At 72.2% G+C, this 18,104-nt stretch carries 15 protein-coding genes; 10 read left to right on the top strand and 5 right to left on the bottom strand.

The window, feature by feature from the left end:
- Window positions 1–480: 480 nt before the first annotated feature.
- Window positions 481–2,859: an AfsR/SARP family transcriptional regulator gene (locus OG917_RS04220; protein WP_328316164.1), complete on the top strand. Its 2,379-nt coding sequence runs from the start codon at window positions 481–483 to the stop codon at window positions 2,857–2,859.
- A gap of 42 nt (window positions 2,860–2,901) precedes the next feature.
- Here the strand turns inward: OG917_RS04220 and OG917_RS04215 are convergent, their stop codons facing one another.
- Window positions 2,902–4,140, bottom strand: a complete 1,239-nt coding sequence (locus OG917_RS04215) for a cytochrome P450 (protein WP_328316163.1) — start codon at window positions 4,138–4,140, stop codon at window positions 2,902–2,904.
- A 191-nt stretch (window positions 4,141–4,331) separates the two neighbouring features.
- On the opposite strand from OG917_RS04215, the gene OG917_RS04210 reads away from it, so the two are divergent.
- A complete protein-coding gene (locus tag OG917_RS04210) occupies window positions 4,332–5,555 on the top strand; it encodes a cytochrome P450 (RefSeq protein WP_328316162.1) in 1,224 nt (407 codons plus the stop codon).
- On the opposite strand, the gene OG917_RS04205 is transcribed toward OG917_RS04210, so the two are convergent.
- Both OG917_RS04205 and OG917_RS04200 read right to left on the bottom strand, forming a co-directional pair.
- Complete coding sequence (locus tag OG917_RS04205; RefSeq protein WP_328316161.1) at window positions 5,510–6,262, bottom strand: 4'-phosphopantetheinyl transferase family protein; 753 nt, start codon at window positions 6,260–6,262, stop codon at window positions 5,510–5,512. The two genes, OG917_RS04210 and OG917_RS04205, sit on opposite strands and share 46 nt — an antisense overlap.
- Window positions 6,259–7,866, bottom strand: coding sequence for a (2,3-dihydroxybenzoyl)adenylate synthase (locus tag OG917_RS04200; RefSeq protein WP_328316160.1), 1,608 nt, complete (start codon window positions 7,864–7,866; stop codon window positions 6,259–6,261). Before OG917_RS04200 ends, OG917_RS04205 begins: the two co-directional genes overlap by 4 nt.
- Before the next feature lie 149 nt (window positions 7,867–8,015).
- Between OG917_RS04200 and OG917_RS04195 the strand changes: the two genes are divergently transcribed.
- From OG917_RS04195 to OG917_RS04165, 7 genes are read left to right on the top strand one after another with little or no spacing between them, the layout of a single operon-like run.
- Window positions 8,016–9,692: an AMP-binding protein gene (locus OG917_RS04195; RefSeq protein WP_328316159.1), complete on the top strand. Its 1,677-nt coding sequence runs from the start codon at window positions 8,016–8,018 to the stop codon at window positions 9,690–9,692.
- Window positions 9,693–9,715: 23 nt separating this feature from the next.
- Entirely contained in the window at window positions 9,716–9,985 is a 270-nt protein-coding gene (locus OG917_RS04190) for an acyl carrier protein (RefSeq protein WP_328316158.1), read from the top strand.
- A gap of 42 nt (window positions 9,986–10,027) precedes the next feature.
- Entirely contained in the window at window positions 10,028–10,966 is a 939-nt protein-coding gene (locus OG917_RS04185) for an ATP-binding cassette domain-containing protein (RefSeq protein ID WP_328316157.1), read from the top strand.
- Window positions 10,963–11,781, top strand: a complete 819-nt coding sequence (locus OG917_RS04180; RefSeq protein WP_328316156.1) for an ABC transporter permease — start codon at window positions 10,963–10,965, stop codon at window positions 11,779–11,781. Before OG917_RS04185 ends, OG917_RS04180 begins: the two co-directional genes overlap by 4 nt.
- Window positions 11,778–12,608 carry an ABC transporter permease gene (locus OG917_RS04175; protein ID WP_328316155.1) on the top strand — a complete coding sequence of 277 codons (831 nt, stop codon included), beginning with the start codon at window positions 11,778–11,780 and terminating at the stop codon, window positions 12,606–12,608. Before OG917_RS04180 ends, OG917_RS04175 begins: the two co-directional genes overlap by 4 nt.
- Before the next feature lie 2 nt (window positions 12,609–12,610).
- Window positions 12,611–13,975, top strand: a complete 1,365-nt coding sequence (locus OG917_RS04170) for an FAD-dependent oxidoreductase (RefSeq protein WP_328316154.1) — start codon at window positions 12,611–12,613, stop codon at window positions 13,973–13,975.
- A gap of 21 nt (window positions 13,976–13,996) precedes the next feature.
- Window positions 13,997–14,866 (top strand): alpha/beta fold hydrolase, encoded by an 870-nt coding sequence (locus OG917_RS04165; RefSeq protein WP_328316153.1) that lies wholly within the window; start codon window positions 13,997–13,999, stop codon window positions 14,864–14,866.
- 84 nt (window positions 14,867–14,950) lie between these two features.
- Here OG917_RS04165 and OG917_RS04160 read toward each other — a convergent pair whose 3' ends face one another.
- Both OG917_RS04160 and OG917_RS04155 read right to left on the bottom strand, forming a co-directional pair.
- Entirely contained in the window at window positions 14,951–16,048 is a 1,098-nt protein-coding gene (locus OG917_RS04160) for a class I SAM-dependent methyltransferase (protein ID WP_328316152.1), read from the bottom strand.
- A gap of 104 nt (window positions 16,049–16,152) precedes the next feature.
- Window positions 16,153–16,503 carry a VOC family protein gene (locus OG917_RS04155; protein WP_328316151.1) on the bottom strand — a complete coding sequence of 117 codons (351 nt, stop codon included), beginning with the start codon at window positions 16,501–16,503 and terminating at the stop codon, window positions 16,153–16,155.
- A 160-nt stretch (window positions 16,504–16,663) separates the two neighbouring features.
- On the opposite strand from OG917_RS04155, the gene OG917_RS04150 reads away from it, so the two are divergent.
- Window positions 16,664–18,043, top strand: coding sequence for an FAD-binding oxidoreductase (locus OG917_RS04150; protein WP_328316150.1), 1,380 nt, complete (start codon window positions 16,664–16,666; stop codon window positions 18,041–18,043).
- The last annotated feature ends 61 nt before the right edge of the window (window positions 18,044–18,104 follow it).

Raw genomic sequence — 18,104 nt, 5'->3', positions numbered from 1 at the left:
CCCTCTGCCGGAGGCGGACCGGGGCCGCGAACCCGGCCGCGCCGGTCCCGCACGCACGCGCACCACCGCTTGCCGGCACCCGGCTCCGCCGTTCCAGGGTGCCCCGCCGGCCGCTCCGCGTGCCACTGAGCAGTGGAAGCCCGCACTCCGGACGATAGGTGCGGTGGACCACCTCCCGGCCGGGTAATTGCCCGTTAGGATCCTAAGTGCGCCCGGGTTCAACGCCCAGCACCACGGGCTGACTTCGGCCTGATCTCAGTCCAAGGGGGAGTGGATGGACCGCCTGAAGTCCGTGCGCATGGTGGCTGGATCGCGGGCCTTACCGGCCCCGGATGCCGCGTCATTCGCCGCAGGATCTGCTGGATCGCAGGTGCCCTTGCACGACAGACCTCGCTTACCGGCCGGCTGCCGATGTCCGGTGACCGCGTCCGCCGCCGGGCAGTGGTGTCCGGGACAGCCCGTGGTCTGCGAGCTGACCCGATGACTCCGGAGGAGGGGGGCCTGCGCTTCCAGGTGCTGGGGTCGGTCGCGGTGCGCTGCGGGGATTCCCCCACCCGGCTGCCCAGCACCGTGGCGCGCCGTGTGCTCACCGTGCTGATGCTGTCCCCCGGCGAGGTGCTCAGCACTCCCCGGCTCGCCAAGGCGGTCTGGGGCTCGTTCGGCCCGGCGACCGCTTCGAATCAGGTGCGCAAGGCGGTCGCCCAGCTCCGCCAGGCGATACCCGGCGCGGGCGCCTACCTCCTCACCGACGGCCCGGGCTACCGGCTGAACGTCGGCGCGACCGAGTCCGACCTCGTGGAGTTCAACCAACGGCGTCTCCGTGTCCGCAGGCTCACCGAGGGCGGAGCCGGCGAAGCGCAGGTGATCGAGGAGCTGCAGACGGCGCTGGCCCTCTTCCGCGGCCACGTCGCCGCGGACGTCGTCGACGGCGACGAGCTCGACAACGGCGTGATCCGTGCCGCCGCCCGGGTGGTGGAAGAACGACGGCTCGCGGTGCAGAAGGAACTGATCACCCTGCAACTGCGCTCGTCGCCACCGGCGCTGGCCATAGGCGACCTCCGGGACCTGGTGGCCCAGCACCCGCTGGCAGAGGACCTGCGTGCGCTGCTCATGCTCGCGCTGTCCCTGTCGGGGAGGCAGGCCGACGCGCACGCCGAGTACGCCGAGATCCGCACCCTGCTCCGCGACGAGCTGGGCATCGACCCCGATCACTCGCTGGCCCAGGTGCACGAAGCGGTGTTACGCGGGGACGCGTCCGCCTATCTGTGGGCCGGCGCGCCGCCCAGGCACGACGGACGGGACACCACGACGGCGGAACGCGACGCGAGCAGACGGTACTTGGCCTCGCTCGTCCAGAAGGCGGACATCCGGGCCACGTGCACCCTGCCCCACGGGCTGACCGACTTCGTCGGCCGCCAGGAAGAAGTGGACTCCCTGCTGCGGACCGCCCGGGCAGGCTCCCGGGGCTCCGGGCCGCTGCTGATATGCGTCGACGGCATGGGCGGCGTCGGCAAGACGGCCCTCGCCCTGCACGCGGCCCACCGGCTGGCGGAGGACTATCCGGACGGCCAGTTCTACGTCGATCTGCACGGGTTCAGCCCCTGCGAGGGGCCTCGCGAGCCGGCCGAAGTACTGCAGGTGCTGCTCCGCTCGCTGGGGACCGACGCGGCGCGGATCCCGGCGGATCTGGACAGCCAGGTCGCCATGTGGCGTGCCCTGCTGGCCGAGTCCAAGGTGCTGTTGCTGCTCGACAACGCCGCGAGCGAGACACAGATCGTGCCGCTGCTGCCGCCCGGCAACGGCTCCCTGGCACTCATCACCAGCCGGCGGCGGCTCTACGGCCTCGACGGCACCGAGCCGTGCCCGGTCTCCCGGATGAGTGCGGCGGACTCCAGGAAGCTCATCGAGCGGTTACTGGGGGACGGGCTGGAGCCGGAGGCGACCGAACGGCTCATCGTGCACTGCGGCGGCCTCCCCCTGGCGCTGCGGCTGGCCGCCGCCAAACTGCGCAGCCGCCCCACGTGGACCTTGTCCCATCTGGTGGAGCGCCTCGGTGACGTGCACCGGCGCCCCGCCGAACTCCAGGCGGGCGACCGGAGCGTCCAGTCGGTGCTCCAGCTCTCCTTCTGCGCCCTGACCGATGCGCAGCGCGACGCCCTGTGCGTGCTGACACTGCTGCCCGACGCGAGCATGGACGCGTACGAGGCGGCCGTCGTGCTCGACACCAGTCCGCCCGAGGCCGAACTGCTGCTGGAGAGCCTGCTCGACGTGAATCTCCTTGAGCAGCCCCGCATCGGCCGCTACTCCCTCCACGATCTCGTGGCCGGCGTCACGGCGGCCATGGGGGAGATCGAGGGGCGCCTGTGCAGTGAGAAGCGGAGCTCGGCCCTCCGCAGGCTGCTCGACTACCACCTGGCGGTCAGCGGACGGAGTTGCACCCTTCTCGGCGGGGAGGGCGGTGCGGCCGGAGCCGGGCACGACACCGTCGCGTACCTCCCCGAGATCAGCAACCGTGAGGAGGCGCGCGAGATCTGCGAGCAGGAGTCACCCGCGATGCTGGCGGCGCTGTGCACCGCCAGGGACGAGGGGTACTTCGTGCCGGCCGCGCAGCTCGCGCGCAACCTGCGGTTCGTCCTGTCGCCGGACGGCTGCCACGCCTTCGACAGCGGCGCGAGCGGTACGAAGTACGGTGACGGAGCCCGCGGGCCTGAGGAGTCCAGGACGTTCCGGACGGCGCTGCTCGGCCTGGCCTCCGCGTGCCGGCGGACCGGCCTGCTGGAGCAGAGCAGGACCCTGACCACCGAGGCGTTGAGCCTCACCGCCCCCAAGGGGGTCCGGTCGGTGGATCCCGCACCGTGATCAGGCGGCCGCGGCCCGGGCGGGACGCAGGCCGGGCCCAGGTCACGGCGAAGGCGCCGTCCGTGGCTCCGGGGCCGGCTCCAGCCTGACGGGGATCGACCGGTAGGCGCGGAAGGTGACGCTGGGGCGACGCTCGATCGCGCCCGCCGCGGCAGGCGTGACCGGTGCGTGCGCCAGCCATCGCAGCACCGCGCGCCCCTCCACCTGGGCCAGCGCCGCACCCAGGCAGTGGTGCACACCGCCGCCGAAGCTCACGTGCGGGTTGGGGTCGCGGGTGATGTCGAGCCGCTCGGGGTCGGCGAACCGCGCCGGATCGTGGTTGGCGGAGCCGAGGAGCAGCACCAGGATGCGGCCCGGGCGCACGGTCCGGCCGTCGATCTCCACCGCTTCCCTGACGTAGCGGGCGGTGGCCTGGATCGGCGCGTCGTAGCGCAGGAACTCCTCCACCGCGGTGACCGCGAGTTCCGGGCGGCTGCGCAACAGGGCCAGCTGGCCCGGGTGTTGCAGCAGCGCCGACCAGATCGTGGAGATCAGGTTGGTGGTGGTCTCGAAGCCCGCGAAGAAGAGGAAGACCACATTGTCCACCAGGCTCTCCCGGTCGAAGCCGGGATGGGTCCGCCGGGCGGCCAGCAGATTGCTCACCAGGTCGTCGGTGGGCTTCCGGGCCCGTTCGTCGACCAGCGCCGAGACATAGGAGCGCAGCCAGGTGACCGCCTCGTGCGCCGAAGCCCGCTCCCCGGGGGGGACGTAGAGGGCGAACGCCTTGGCCAGCTCCACGGCGTGCGGGCGCACCGCGGCACGGTCCACGTCGGGAATGCCGATCAGCTCGCAGACCACGGTGACCGGCAACGGGAAGGCGAGGCCGGTGACCACGTCGAAGACACCGCCGGGGCCCGCGCCTTCCCGGGCCTCGGTCATCAGCCGGTCCACCTGGGATGCGACGTAGTCCTCCAGCCGGCGCATCAGTCCGGGGCTGAAAGAACGCTGCATGATCCCGCGCAGGAACGTGTGCGCCGGTGCGTCCTGGTCCAGGACGATCCGCTTCAGGAAGTCGTTGGCGGGCCCCGCTCCGGTGGAGAACTCGTGGTACTCCGGCGGGTACTCGTGGCCGAGCCGGCGGTCCTTGAGCAGCTGACTGACGTCCTGGTGGTGCGAGACCACCCATTGGCCCGCGGCGCCGCGGGCCAGCCGGCCTGCCGCGCGGAGGCCGGCGTACACCCGGTAGGGGTCCGCGATCACGGCGGGATCGCGGGAGTCGAACTTGGCGGGCAGCTCTCGCATGCGGCCGGCACCTCCTGTGGCTTGCGCGTGGTCTCGCCGTGAGCCTGCCAGCTCCGGGGTGGGGGTGCGGGAACCTGTCGCCAGTCCTTCACCCCCGCCCGTCGCCCCCTGCCGGGCTCGCAGACTGGGCGCGCCAGGGGAACTACCGGACCACAGCCGTGCACCCGTGGGTGCCGGGAGGTGACGCAGCGATGAACACCGTGCTGAACATGCCGCGCTTCCTGCTGGACGACGCACGAGCGGTGCGTGACCCCTATCCGGTCTACCGCCGCCTCCGTGCCTATGGTCCTGTCTGCCGCGGCGGGCCGGGGCAGTGGGTCTTCCCGCGGCACGCGGAGGTCTCCGCGCTGCTGCGCGACCCCCGGCTGGGCCGGGAGTTCCCTGAGGAGTACCAGGCGGTGTCGGTGGGCGCCGGGCCGGCCAACGACTATCTGCGGCGCATCATCGTCGACCGTGACAGGCCCGACCACACGCGGCTGCGCCGGCTGCTGACCAAGTCGCTCAGTCCGGCGATGATCCGCGGGCTCCGTGAGCCCATCGGCCGGCTCGTCGACGGCATGCTGGACCGGTTCGCCGACGAGTGCCGCTTCGATCTCGTCGCCGACCTGGCCGTACCCGTGCCGATGATGGTGATGAGCGAGCTGCTCGACATCCCCCTCCCCGACCGTGAGGGCATCGCCCGCCTGTCCACCTCGCTCGCCCAGGCGTTCGCGGTCTTCATCTCGGAGGACAAGCGCCGCGAGGCGCACGGCGCCGTGGTCGAGCTGCGGGAATACATGGCAGGACTGCTGCGCGAGCGCAGGCGCCGGCCGGGTGAGGACCTGCTGTCGCGGATGCTCGCCGCGGTCAAGGACGGTGAGGAGCCGCTGACCGACGAGGAGATCATCGACAACGCGCTGTTCGTCTACTACGCGGGCTTCGAGACGACCACCAACGTGATCGCCACCGGCGGCGACCTGCTGGTCCGCCAGCCCCACACCCACCGGCAGCTGCGGGCCGACCCGGGCATCATCGGCAGCGCGCTGGAGGAGTTCATGCGCTTCGACGCGCCCATCCACGCCACCACCCGGATAGCGACCGAGCCGATCGAGATCGCCGGCCTGACGGTCCGCAAGGGGCGGGTGGTGGTGCTGCTGCTCGCCTCCGCCAACCACGACGAGCGGGTGTTCCACGATCCGGCACGGGCCGACCTGACCAGGTCGCCCAATCCGCATCTCAGCTTCGGCGGCGGTGTGCACCACTGCCTCGGCGCCGCGCTGGCGCGGGTCGAGGGGGCGGTGGTCTTCGAGCGGCTGATCGCCCGTTTCGCGGACATCGAGTCCGCAGGTGAGGGCGTGTGGGAGCCCAGCGAGGGCGGTTTCCGGTTCCCCTACTGGGCCCACCGGAGTGTGCCGGTGTCGGTGCGTCCCGCCTGACCCGGGCGGGGCAGTGAGCCTGCCGGTGCGGCGATCGCGGTCACCACGAGATCGGCAGAGGCGGCCCAGCGTCCCCGCAGGGCCGGAAAGCCGGTGGCGGCGGGGTCGAACGCCCCGGGCCTGCGGGCCCTGCGCACGCCGCCGGCGACCGGCCGCACCACGAACCCGCCGGAGTGCAGGCCGTGTTCGATGACGACCTCCGCGTCGTCGAAGCCCAGCCAGCACCTCATCGCGGGATACCAGACCTTGTAGTACGACTCCTTGGCGCTGAAGAGCAGCCGGCACCACGGCAGGTCCGCGCCGTCCGCACCCAGCTCGTCGAGGTGGGCCCGTTCGGCCGCCGAGGTCACCTGGTCCAGCACCCGGGCCGGCAGCGGAGCGCGCGGTTCGGCGTCGATGCCCAGTCCGTCGGCATCGCGGGTCCGCGCCACCGCCGCGGCCCGGTAGCCGCGGCAGTGTGTCATGGAGCCGACCGTCCCGGCCGGCCACCGCGGCGCCCCGCCGGCGCCGCGCGCCAGCGGTACGGGCGGGGTGTCCAGCCCGGCCAGGCAGGCGCGCGCCAGCCGCCGGACGGTCGCGTACTCGGCGCGCCTGAGCGGCAGCGCGTCGGCCACCTGCTGCCGTTCGCCCTCGAAGAGTTCAGGGCCGGTCAGCTCACAGGTGGTCTCCCTGGCCACTGTCCAGGCCGGCAGCAGGGTGCGGATCAACCGGGGGCCACCGTCGCCCGCAGGGCCACCTTGTCGATCTTTCCCACCGGGGTACGCGGCAGTACGGGCAGCCCGCGGACCTCGTCGGGCAGCTTGAACGCGGCCAGTCCCTTGCCGGCCAGATACCGCTTGATCTCCACCAGCGTGGGTGCCTGCCCCGCCCGGCGGCCGGGGACCACGAACGCCAGGATGGCCTCGCCGAGTTCCGGGTCGGGCCTGGCCACCACCGCGGCGTCGTCGATGTCCTCGTGGCTGCGCAGATGCCCCTCGATCTCGTCGGCCGAGACCTTCTCCCCGCCCCGGTTGATCACGTCCTTGGCGCGCCCGACGATGACCAGGTTGCCCTCGGGCGTGAGCCTGGCCAGGTCGCCGGTGCGGAAGAAGCCGTCGGGGGTGAACGAGGTGCGGTTCGCGCCGGGCGCGTTCCAGTAGCCGTTGATGGTGTACGGCCCGCGCGTGACCAGCTCGCCCACCGCCCCCGCCGGAACCTCGCACAGATCCTCGTCGACCAGACGGAGCTCGTCGAGAGCGGAGAGAGGCCGGCCCTCGGTGCCGTGCACCACCTCTTCCGGATCGTCGAGACGGGTATAGGTGAGCAGGCCTTCGCCGACGCCGAACCAGTTGGTGATCCGGCAGTCGAGCGCGGACTGCGTACGGACTGCGGCCTGCTGGTCGAACTTGGAACTCCCTACCTGCAGGACGACCCGCTTCATGTCCACAGGGCGGGTCGCGGCGGTCCGTGACCACAGCGCCGCGAGGGCGGGCACCACGGTGGTATGGGTGACCCCCTCCTTCTCGACCAGCGGGAAGACCTCGTCGGGGGAGGGGCTCGCCGCCAGGACGGCCTTGCCCCCCATCAGCAGCGCCCCGAGCACACCCGGGCATCCCAGGGCCGCGTTGTGTGCCGCCGGGTTCGCGGCCAGATAGACGCTCTCGGGGCCGAAGCCGAGTGCTTCCGCGCAGGCGGCGATGTTGAAGGCGTAGTCGTCGTGCGTGCGCGGGATCAGCTTGGGCTTCCCGGTGCTGCCGCCGCTGAGCAGCAGGAACGCGACGCCGGACGGATCGACGTCGGGGAGGGGCCCGGCCCCGGCACCCCGGGCACGTATCCGGTCCAGAGACATGAGGTCCCCGCCGTCGCCGGCCACGATCACGGTGCGCACCCCGGGGAGGGCCGCCGCCCCGCGTGCGAGGGTGCGGTAGTCGAAGCCCAGGAACCGGTCGGCGGTGACATAGCCGACCGCGCCGGAGGCCGCGATCAGATGCCGCACCTCGCTGTCCCGGTGCCCGGGCAGCGCGAGCACCGGGATGATGCCCGCCCGGAACATCCCCACCGTGACGGTGAGGAACTCGATGACGTTCGGCAGCTGGACCACCACCCGGTCGCCCGGGTTCACCCCCTGGGCGAGGAGCCCGCGCGCGATCTCGCCGGCCTCGGCGCGCACCCCGCCGTGGGTGATACGGCGTCTGCGGTCCACGGCGGCGGTCCGGTCCGGGGTGGCTCCTGCGGCGGCGGTCAGCGCGTCGCCCAGTGGCACCCCCCGCCAGATCCCGGCAGCCCGGTAGCGGGCGGCGTCCTCGTCGCTCCACGGGGTGAACTCATCCATGGACGCCAGTGTTCCGGGCCGCCCGGCCGGGACGGCGGGGACGAACAGAGCCGTGAAAGAGACGACGGCCGCCCCCGCGATCGCTCCTAGTGTCACCAGCGTCGCCGAGGAGACCACGCCCCCCGGGGCGCCCCGCTAAGGAGTGGTAGATGAGCCGACCCCAGACGCTGAGCTGGCTCGACGCACCTCGCGACGACACCGGGGTGGAGATGTTCGACGAGGTGTCCTGCGACTACCGGCCCTACTCCGCCATCGCCGCCGCGGCGGGCCGGATCTCGGGAGGGCTGATCGAGGAGGGTGTGCCCCGCGGGGCGATCGTGCCGCTGCTCTGCTCCACCGGCCCCGACCTGATCGCCGCCTTCTACGGCGTGCAGGCCGCCGGGTGCGTGGTGAGCGTTCTGGCACCGCCCAGCCGGGTGTCGGGCGACGCGGGCCGCGAACACATCCGCGCCGTCGTCACCGCCGTGGCCGCCGACGCCGTGGTGGTGGAAGCCGTCCACCACGACTACCTGGCGGACGTACTCGCCGAGGCCGGGCTGCGTACCCGCGTGCTGCTCCTGGAGGAGCTCGGCACGGCCGAGTCCGGCCGCCGTGCCCCCGATGAGCGCGCGCTCGTCCAGTTCACTTCGGGCAGCTCCGGACGGCCGCGCGGGGTGCGGATCAGCCACGCCGCACTCGACGCGAACACCGCCGCGATCCGTGCCTGGGAGCGGGCCGGCCCCGACGACTCCTGGTGTTCGTGGCTGCCGATGCACCACGACATGGGACTCATCGGCTGTCTGGTGGTGCCGGTCTCGGGCAACAACCGGCTTGCGGTGTGCAAGCCCGAGACCTTCCTGCGCCACCCGCTGGCGTACGTCACGCGCTTCGACGCCACGCGGGTGGCTCAGCCGGCCACGATCACCGCCACCCCGGCGTTCGGTCTGCAGCGCATCGTGGACCGGGTCGGCCCCGCAGACCTCGAAGGCGCCGACCTGTCCCGTACCCGGGCGGTGATCGTCGCGGCCGAACGCGTCGATCCCGCGCTCGTGAGCCGCTTCACGGCCCTGATGCGGCCCCACGGGCTGGCACCGGCCACCCTCACCCCGGCGTACGGCCTGGCCGAGAGCACGCTCGCCGTCACCGGCGTGCCGGTCGACCTGGCCCCGCGCGCGGTCCGAGTGCACCGTGACGACCTGCGGGTGGGGGCGGAGGTCCGCCTGCTCGCCGACGACCCGGCGCACGCCGGGGGCCACGACACCGTCCGGGTGATCAGCTGCGGGAAGCCCCTGGAGGGCCTGTCGGTGCAGGTGGCTGACGCCGACGGGAAACCGCTGCCCGAGGGCTGTGTCGGCGAGATGGTGGTCACCGGCTCCTCGCTGGCCGACGGCTACCTCGCGGCGGCCCCGGGATCGGGCACCGCGTTCGAGGACGGCAGGCTCTTCACCCGCGATGTCGCCTTCGAGCTGGAGGGCGAGTTCTACGTACTGGGCCGGCTCGGCGACAGCGTAAAGGTCAACGCCCGCTCGCTCTTCGCCGAGGACGTCGAGCTGATGCTCGGGCAGGCCGGACTCAACCTCAGCAGGGTCTGCGTCGTGCTGGGCGAGGCCGGCGGCCGGCCGCACGCCGTGGCCGTGCTGGAGGATCTCGGCGCCGGCGCCGCCGAGGTGGCCGGGGACGTGCTCGCCGCCGCCTGCCCCGGCACCCGCAGACACGTGGCCGAGGTGCCGCGTGGCGCGATACCCCGCACCAGCAGCGGCAAGAGCCGCCGCCGGCAGTTGTGGCAGCGCCTCAGCCAGGAGCACGCCTTCGACGCGGTGCCCGCCGCGACCGACACACCTGCCTGACCGGCCGAAGAACAGGAGAACTCATGTCCTACTCCAGTGAAGAGGTGCGCGAGACCGTGCTGGCCATCATCGAGCAACTCGCCCCCGAACGGGGGCGGTTCGACGCGGACAAAGACATGCGTCTGATCGAGGACCTGGGCTTCCACTCCCTCGCCCTGCTGGAGATGGCGTTCGCGATCGAGGACGACTTCGACCTGCCGCCGATCGACGAGAAGACCGGCCGCTCCATCCGGACCACGGAGCAGGTACTCGCCTATGTCCTGAGCCAGGTGGAGGTCAGGACGCCGTCGTGATCGCCACCCCCGACCCGAGCACGACGTGACGAAGGAGCCACCATGACCGAGGCGATCTCCCTCTCGGACCTCACCAAGCGATTCGGTGAACACACCGCACTCGACGGTGTGTCGCTGCGGATACCGACCGGAACCGTGGTGGGCCTGCTCGGCCCCAACGGCGCGGGCAAGACCACCCTGATCAACTGCCTGACCACGCTGCTGCAGGCCGACGCCGGCAGTATCCGCGTCCTCGGGCACGACCCCGGGACCGACCCCTCCCTGGTGCGCGCCAACATCGCCGTCACGGGACAGTTCGCCGCCCTGGACGAGCAGATCAGCCCGCACGAGAACCTGGTGTTCTTCGGCCGGCTGCTGGGGCTGAGCAGGAGCGAGGCACAGCAGCGGGCGGGGGAGATGCTGGAGCGGTTCGAGCTGAGCGAGGCGGCCCGCGCTCCGGTGGGGTACCTCTCAGGCGGCATGCGCCGCCGCCTTGACCTCGCGGTCAGCCTGGTGGTCCCCCGGCCGGTGCTGGTGCTCGACGAACCGACCACGGGCCTGGACCCACGCAGCCGCAAACTCCTGTGGGAGATGGTCCGGGCCGAGGCCGCGCGGGGTGTGGCGGTCCTGCTCACCACGCAGTACCTGGAGGAGGCCGACCAGCTCGCCGACCGCATCGTCGTCATCGACAAGGGCCGGGTGCTCGCTGACGGCTCATCGGACGAGCTCAAGCGCGAGGTGGGCGGCGTCATGTGCCGGCTCACCATGACCAGCAGCGCCGACACCGAGGCGGTACGCCTCGCCCTCGGCGACCTGGCGGGTGTGGTCACCGAGGGCGACAAGGTCACCGTGCCGATGTCGCGCCCGGAGGACATCGGCACGGTGATCGGCCGGGTGGACCGGACGGGGCTGCGGATCGCCGACATCGAGGTGACCAAGCCGACGCTCGACGAGGTCTTCTTCGCGCTCACCGAGCCGCTGGCGAAGGAGGCCACCCGATGAGCACCGCGCCCGACACCGCCACCGCGCCCGGCGCCCCGCCGGCCCCGGGCCGGCCGCCCGGCTGGCAGCACGACTTCCACGTGCTCTTCGACCGGGTGCGCGCGCGCTCGTTCTCGCGCGGCGGACTGGTCGCCACCGTGGTGCAGCCACTGCTCTTCTTCGCCATCTTCTACTGCACCTTCGCCGCGATGCTCGACGAGCGGGGCATCGGGTTCGGGCGCTTCGTGACCCCCACCGTCCTGGTGCAGGCGCTGATGTTCGTGGCCATCGGAAGCGCCACCGAGCTGTCGGCCGACCGCACCAGCGGCGTATTCGCCCGGCTGCTGACCAGCCCGGTCGACATGCGTGCGATGAGCCTGGCGCACCTGACCGTGGTGGCGCTGCAGGGCCTCCTGTGCACGGTCGTGATCACCCTCGCCGGGCATGTGACCGGCTTCCGCTTCGACCACGGCGTGCTCGTCGCGCTGGGGTTCGTGGTGTTCGCCATAGCGTTCGCCGTGGCCCTGTCGCTGGCCACGGCCACCATCGCGCTGCGCATCCGCAACGCCGAGGCGCTCAGCGCGGTGCTGCACCTTCCGTACCTGCCGCTGCTGGTGCTCTCCACCGGCTTCGTGAAGGCCGACCTCTTCCCCGGCTGGCTCCAGCCGATCGTCGAGGCCTCCCCGGTCTCCGGGGTGATCGACGCGCTGCGCGCCCTCTCGACCACCGGGCTGACCTGGAGCGCGGTGCTGCCTGGCCTGGCCTGGCTGGTGGCCCTCATCGCCCTCTTCTCGTGGACCACGACCGCCGCGTTCAGGAAGGTGGCCATCCGATGACCGTGCAGTCGCCCGGACCGATCGCACCGACGGCGGTGCCGTCCCCCTCGCCCGACCCGGCCTCGCTGGCCAGGGCCTCCGCGATCATCGGCGGCCGGGTGATCCGGCAGTTCGTCCGCAACCGGATGATGCTCATCGTCACCGTCGCCTTCCCCCTGCTGCAGCTCTTCATGCTGCTGGCGGCCTTCAGCGTGCTGGTGCGCGATACCCAGGACGTCGACTACGTACAACGGCTGGCGCCGCTGATCGTGCTCACCACGGCGTTCTCCTCGATCCTCACCACCGCGATCGCCCTGTGGAGCGACATCCGCAGCGGTGTGTTCGACCGGCTGCGCGCGATGCCGCTGGACATGCGGGCCTACGTGTTCGGGCGGATCGGCGGCGACTTCGTACGGATCATGGGGGTGGCCGTACTGGTCACCCTGGTCGCCCACACGGTCGGCTTCCGGTTCTCCCGGGGGCCGCTGGCCGTCCTCGGCTTCTTCGGGATCGTGGCACTGTTCGGGATGATGTGCAGCGCGCTGGCGGTCGCCGTCGCGCTCGTCGCCCAGCACCCCGGCATCATCGTGCGCTATGTGCAGATGCCCACGCTCGTACTGACCTTGATGTCCAGCGGCTATGTGCCGCTGGAGGCCTTCCCGCACTGGATCCGTCCGGCGGTGAGCGTCAACCCGGTCTCCCTGGCGGCCGACTCACTGACCGGGCTGGCCCACCAGGGGGCACTGACAGCGCCGGTGCTCGGCACCGCGGCCTGGACGGTCGCCATCACGGTGGTGTGCACCGTCGTGGCCACGCGCCGCTTCACGGCGCTGACGAGGCGTGGCTGACCATGGCGGACATCGTCGTGCTGGGCGCCGGGGTGGCCGGCCTCGGGCTGGCGGCCTTCGCCGCCCGCCGCGGACACCGGGTGACGCTCGTCGAGCGGGACGGCCCGCCCCCCGTGGGCGGGCCGCACGCAGAGGTCGCCGACTGGGAACGGGGCGGCGTGCCGCACGCCCGCCAGGGGCATGCCCTGCTCGGCCTGGGCATCGGCGTGCTGCGCCAGGAGTGCCCCGGGGTGCTGGCCGACCTGACCGGCCGCGGCGCGGTGCCCGTGGCTCTGGAGACGGGGGACGGCGACCTCGGCCTGCTGAGCCGCCGGCTGGTCTTCGAGGCCGCGCTGCGGCGCCGGGCCGCCGCCGGTCCCGCGGTCACGCTGCTGCGTGACCGGGCCACCGGCCTGCTCTCCGCCGGGGCGCCGGACGGTGTCCCGCAGGTGCACGGGGTCCGCCTCGCGGAGACCGGCGACGTGGCCGCCGACGTCGTGCTGGACGCCACCGGCCGCCGGTCCGCCGCAGCCGCCTGGCTGACCGGGATCGGTGCCACCGCGCCCCGTGAGACGGTCCAGGCATGCGGCTTCTCCTACATCGCCCAGGAGTTCGCGCTGGGCGAAGGCAGGAGGTTCCCGTCCCTGCGGGCCCCCGTGGTGCACGAGCTCGACTTCGCCACCGTGCTGGCCTTCCCGGGCGACAACGGCCGCTTCCACCTGTCCACGACGGTGGCCTCCCACGACCCCGTGCGGACCAGACTGCTGGACCGCACCGTCTACCTCCGCTTCCTGGCCAGCGTGGCTCCGGTCTGCGAGTGGCTCGAAGGAGCGACCCCGGTCGGTGACCCGATGCCGATGGCCGGACTGGAGAACCGCTACCGGTCACTCCAGGTGGACGGCGCCCCGCTGGTCACCGGCTTTGCCCTGGTGGGCGACGCGTGCGTACAGACCAACCCCACCTTCGGCCGCGGAGTCTCGCTCGCCCTGGCCCACGCCCGCACCGTCGCCGACCAGCTCGGCCGCCTCGACCAGGAGCCGGCGGCCTGGGCGGCGGAGACCCACGAGCGCACCGACCGGTGTCTGGGGCAGTGGTTCGAGCAGCAGGTCGCCACCGATGCCGCCCGGCTCGCCGAACTCGCCGGCGGACCGCACGACGACTCGCTGACCGCCCGCGTACTCACCGCCCTGGCCGTCCTGCGCGAGGACGACGAGCACGTCCGGCTCGCCGCCGAGCGGGTCTACCACATGCTGCTCACCCCCGCGGAGCTGATGTCGGACCGCAAGGTGGCCCGCCGCGTGCTCGCGTTTCTCCGCGAGCACCCCGACCTCCGACGCGACCATGTCGGACCCACCCGTCAGGACTTCGAGCGCCTGGTCGCCGGCTGAGCGCCCACAGAAGGGAACACCATGAAAGTCACCCTGCCCACGGACGTCACGCTGAGCTACGACATCTACGGGCCCGAGGACGGTCCCGTGGTCGTGCTCGTACCCGGGCAGCACCAGGCATCTCTCTTCGAGACCATGCAGGTCCCGCAGCTGACGAAGGCCGGCTACCGCGTCGTCACCTTCGACCTGCGCGGTGTGCATCCGTCGGAGGAGACCCCTCCGCCGTACACCGTGGAGCTGCTCGGACAGGATCTCGCCGCGCTCAACGAGGCGCTGGAGATCGGCCCCTGCACCTACATCGGCTACTCGGTGGGCGCGATGATCCTGCTTGAGCTGGCGATGAAGCGCCCCGACCTGATCGAGCGGGCGGCGCTCATCGGGGTGCCCTGGAAGCCCGGCAAGCTCCAACAGGCCATCCAGGCCGAGGCGGTGGACCGGCTCAAGAACGGCCGTGAGGTCCCGGCCCTGCTGGAGGGCGCCTTCCGGGCCATGTACCTGTTCGGGCCGCGCGCGCTCAACCGTGACCAGTTCATCGCGCCCTACCTGGAAGGGCTGGCCGGCCTGGCGGAGTCGGGCGGTCACGGCGCCATCGGCCACGCCGAGGCGAGCACCGCGTTCCGGCCCGGCGACGAGGAAGTGGCCAAGGTCCGCGTACCGTTGCTCATCGTGGGGATGGAGCACGACATCGTCGCGCCCCGGCACCTGTCGCGGGAGCTCGCGGACCTGATCCCCACCGCGGAGTACACCGAGATCCGCAACTGCGGGCACGCCTCCCTGCTGGAGAAGCCCACCGAGGTCAACGCACTCGTCGCCGACTACCTGAGCTCCGGCAAGGTCGGCGTCCCGCGCGGCTCGCGCCGGCTCTCCGAGGACCGGCCGGGGGCCGTCTGACCACCGGTCACGTCCGCCACGACGACGGCTCCCGGCCTCCCACGGAGACCGGGAGCCGTCGTCGTACGGACGCGGCCCGCTGTCTCACTCCGGGCGCGCCGTGAGCCGGTAGAGCCGGTGGAACGGGTGTCCCACGTCGATCACCCTGCTGTCCAGGCCCGCCTCGGCGGCGTAAGCGCGTACGGTCTCCGGGCGCATCACCGTGCCCGTGGCCGCGCTCGGCGTCCGGCTCATTCCGACGGGCAGGCAGTGCAGCACACTGACGGCGTAGTGGAAGCGTTCGCTGTCCGGCGCGGCCGGGGTGAACCGCTCGCCGACGGACGGCTCCATCAGCAGCACAGCGCCCCCGGGGGCCAGCAGCCGGCGACAGGCCCGGAGCACGCCGACGGGGGCTGACATGTCATGCAGGGCGTCGAACACGCAGACGAGGGTATGGGCGGCCGGCCCGGCCTCGCCGGCGTCACCCGCGCCGAAGCGCACCCGGCCGTGCAGCCCCTCCGCGGGGCTGGTGGCGGCGAGGTTGGCCTCGGCGTCCCGGATCGACGCCTCGTCCAGGTCGAGCCCGTACACCTCGGCGTCGGGGAACATCCGGGCCAGCGCCAGGGTGGAGAGGCCGGAGCCGCAGGCCACATCGGCGATGCTGCTCCCGGGTACCCGCAGCCGGGCGTCGATGTCGGGCAGGTGCCGGCTGATCCAGCCCGGCAGATGGTGCTCGAAGACGCCGCGGTTCAGGCCGGCCTGGCCACCGCGCAGGGCCTCGCCGTAGGCCGCGTAGGGGAGGCCGCGGCGACCGCGGTAGGCCTCCACCAGCTGCGGCAGCACGGCCGCCATGCCGCCGATGGGCATCACCACCAGCGGTGCGATCCAGTTCGGGCTGTCGGCGTCGAGCAGCGCCTCGGCGTGGGCCGGGGGCAGGGTGAACCGCCGTGCCTCCGGGGCGGCTTCGGGCGTGTCGACGGTGAGGACACCGGCGCAGGTCTGCTGTTCCAGCCACTCCCGGACCATCCGGGTGTCGAGACCGCTCTCCTCGGCCACCCGCGCGGCCGGTGCGGCCCCGGTGCGGCGCAACGCGTCGTAGAGGCCCAGTTCCAGGCCCAGGAAGCAGGTCATCAGCTCGGCCGAGGCGAGCCCGGCGCCGAAGAGCCGTACGGAGAACGCCTGCGCGGACTCCTCGGCGGTCACTGCGGGCTTTCCCCGCTGTCCGGGCGGAGCGCCGGGGCCGGTGCGGGGACCGGCAGGGGAGCGTGTTCCGGAGGCCGGGTGGCGGAAGGCGGGAGACACGGCGGTCAGAGGTGGGTGAGGACGTTGACGACGTTGCCGTCGGGGTCCTTGTAGAAGAAGCGCCGGACGCCCCACTCCTCGTCCGCCGGTCCGTACACGATCTCCATTCCGGCGCCGCGGGCCGCCGCCTGGGCCGCGTCCAGGTCCTCCACCTCGATGGAGACCGAGGGGTTCACCGGACCTGTGGGGTCCTTGGTGATCAGGCTGACCTGCACGGAATGGTCCGCGGGCGGGGCGAGTGTGGCGATCCAGCCGTGATTCATGATCACTTCCATCCCGGTGACCCGGACGTGGGCTTCTACTGCGGATTCGAGATCGCTCACGGTGAGCAGCGGCATCGCGCGGAGTACAGACATGTTCGCCAGCGTAACCAGCGCTCCGCGAGGGCCGGGGCGCCTTTCCACCCTCTTTCACCCCCGTGTCGCCGGCGGCCGGGCGACCGTACGTTCTCTCTCAACCGGCGCCCTCGCAGGAGCGTGCGCCGGCCGGAACGCCAACCCCATGAGGAGGACTGACGTGGGACTCGTCACCGCGACCGGTACGGCCATCCCGGAATCCAGGCTCGCGGAGCTGGGTGAGGCGATCAGGGGCCGGACCATCACCCCGCAGGACGCCGACTACGACGAGCGCAAGCAGATCTGGAACGGCTACTTCCAGAAGAGCCCGGGGGCGATCGTCCAGGTGGACGGCGCCTCCGACGTCGTCAAGGTCGTCAACTTCGCCCGCGACAACGGCATCGAGCTTGCCGTCAAGGGCGGTGGCCACTGCTTCGCCGGCACCGGCACCGTCGAGGGCGGGCTGCTGCTGGACACTTCGCGGCTGCGCGGCATCCGGGTCGACCCTGCCAAGCGCCGGCTGTACGTCCAGCCCGGACTCGAACAGGGCGACGTCGACGCCGAGACCACCAGCTTCGGCCTGGCCGTCACCGGCTCCCAGGAGTCCTACATCGGCATCGGCGGGCTCACCCTCGGCGGTGGCCTCGGCTGGCTCGCCCGCTACCGCGGCCTCCTCGTGGACAACCTGGTCTCCGCCGACCTCGTGCTCGCCGACGGCGAGCTGGTGACCACCACGGCGCAGGACCACCCCGACCTCTTCTGGGCGATCCGCGGCGGCGGCGGCAACTTCGGCGTGGCCACCCGCTTCGAGTTCGACCTCCACCCGCAGGGCGACTGCATGGCCGGGCTGCTCGCCTTCCCCATCGACCAGACGGTGCAGGTGGCCCGGCGGCTCGACGAGTTCAACCGGAGCGCTCCCGACGAGCTGACCACCTCCTTCGCCTTCCTCACCGCCCCTGGGGGCGAGCCGGCGATCGGCCTGGGCTTCGTGCACGCGGCTCCCGACGACTCCACCGAGAGCCTGATCGAGCAGATGCGCGGGCTGGGCAACAACGCGCTGCTGGACCACTGCGGTCTGATGCCCTACGTGGCGGTGCAGCGGATGCTCGACGAGAACACCGTCGCCGGTCACCGCTACTACCCGCGCTCCTTCCTGCTGCCCGAACTGCGTGACGAGCCGCTGCAGATCCTGGCCGACGGTTTCGTCAACGCCCCTTCCGAACGCAGCCTGGTCGGAGGCGGTCTGATGGGCGGTGTGATGTCGAAGGTGCCGGCGGAGCAGACCCCCTTCCTGCACCGCGAGGGCTACCTGACCAGCATCCTCACCTCGTGGACCGACCCGGCCAAGGACGAGGAGGCCGTCGAGTGGACCGAGAAGGTCTACGCCGAACTCCTGCCGTACACCACCGGCGCGGTCTACGCCAACCACCTCGGAGCGGACTCCGCCGAGCGGATCGAGGACGCCTACGGGACCAACTTCGAGCGGCTGACCCGGATCAAGGCCGCCTATGACCCCGCGAACTTCTTCCACACGAACAACAACATCAAGCCCGCGAGCTGACGGCCGGGCCGCCCGCCCCACGGCTCCGGGGCGGGCGGCCCGGCGCACGACGGCGCCCGGA

Source organism: Streptomyces sp. NBC_00388, assembly GCF_036061255.1.
In the GTDB taxonomy this organism is placed as follows: domain Bacteria; phylum Actinomycetota; class Actinomycetes; order Streptomycetales; family Streptomycetaceae; genus Streptomyces.
Note: the sequence above shows the minus strand (reverse complement) of the source record. Positions and strands in the feature narration are given on the sequence as shown.

Bases quoted from the DNA above. Each gene is read 5' to 3' on its own strand.
- OG917_RS04175 (WP_328316155.1), top strand. From the start codon at position 11,778: ATGACCGTGCAGTCGCCCGGACCGATCGCACCGACGGCGGTGCCGTCC.
- OG917_RS04170 (WP_328316154.1), top strand. From the start codon at position 12,611: ATGGCGGACATCGTCGTGCTGGGCGCCGGGGTGGCCGGCCTCGGGCTG.
- OG917_RS04155 (WP_328316151.1), bottom strand. From the start codon at position 16,503: ATGTCTGTACTCCGCGCGATGCCGCTGCTCACCGTGAGCGATCTCGAA.
- OG917_RS04180 (WP_328316156.1), top strand. From the start codon at position 10,963: ATGAGCACCGCGCCCGACACCGCCACCGCGCCCGGCGCCCCGCCGGCC.
- OG917_RS04215 (WP_328316163.1), bottom strand. From the start codon at position 4,140: ATGCGAGAGCTGCCCGCCAAGTTCGACTCCCGCGATCCCGCCGTGATC.
- OG917_RS04185 (WP_328316157.1), top strand. From the start codon at position 10,028: ATGACCGAGGCGATCTCCCTCTCGGACCTCACCAAGCGATTCGGTGAA.
- OG917_RS04220 (WP_328316164.1), top strand. From the start codon at position 481: ATGACTCCGGAGGAGGGGGGCCTGCGCTTCCAGGTGCTGGGGTCGGTC.
- OG917_RS04195 (WP_328316159.1), top strand. From the start codon at position 8,016: ATGAGCCGACCCCAGACGCTGAGCTGGCTCGACGCACCTCGCGACGAC.
- OG917_RS04210 (WP_328316162.1), top strand. From the start codon at position 4,332: ATGAACACCGTGCTGAACATGCCGCGCTTCCTGCTGGACGACGCACGA.
- OG917_RS04190 (WP_328316158.1), top strand. From the start codon at position 9,716: ATGTCCTACTCCAGTGAAGAGGTGCGCGAGACCGTGCTGGCCATCATC.
- OG917_RS04200 (WP_328316160.1), bottom strand. From the start codon at position 7,866: ATGGATGAGTTCACCCCGTGGAGCGACGAGGACGCCGCCCGCTACCGG.
- OG917_RS04165 (WP_328316153.1), top strand. From the start codon at position 13,997: ATGAAAGTCACCCTGCCCACGGACGTCACGCTGAGCTACGACATCTAC.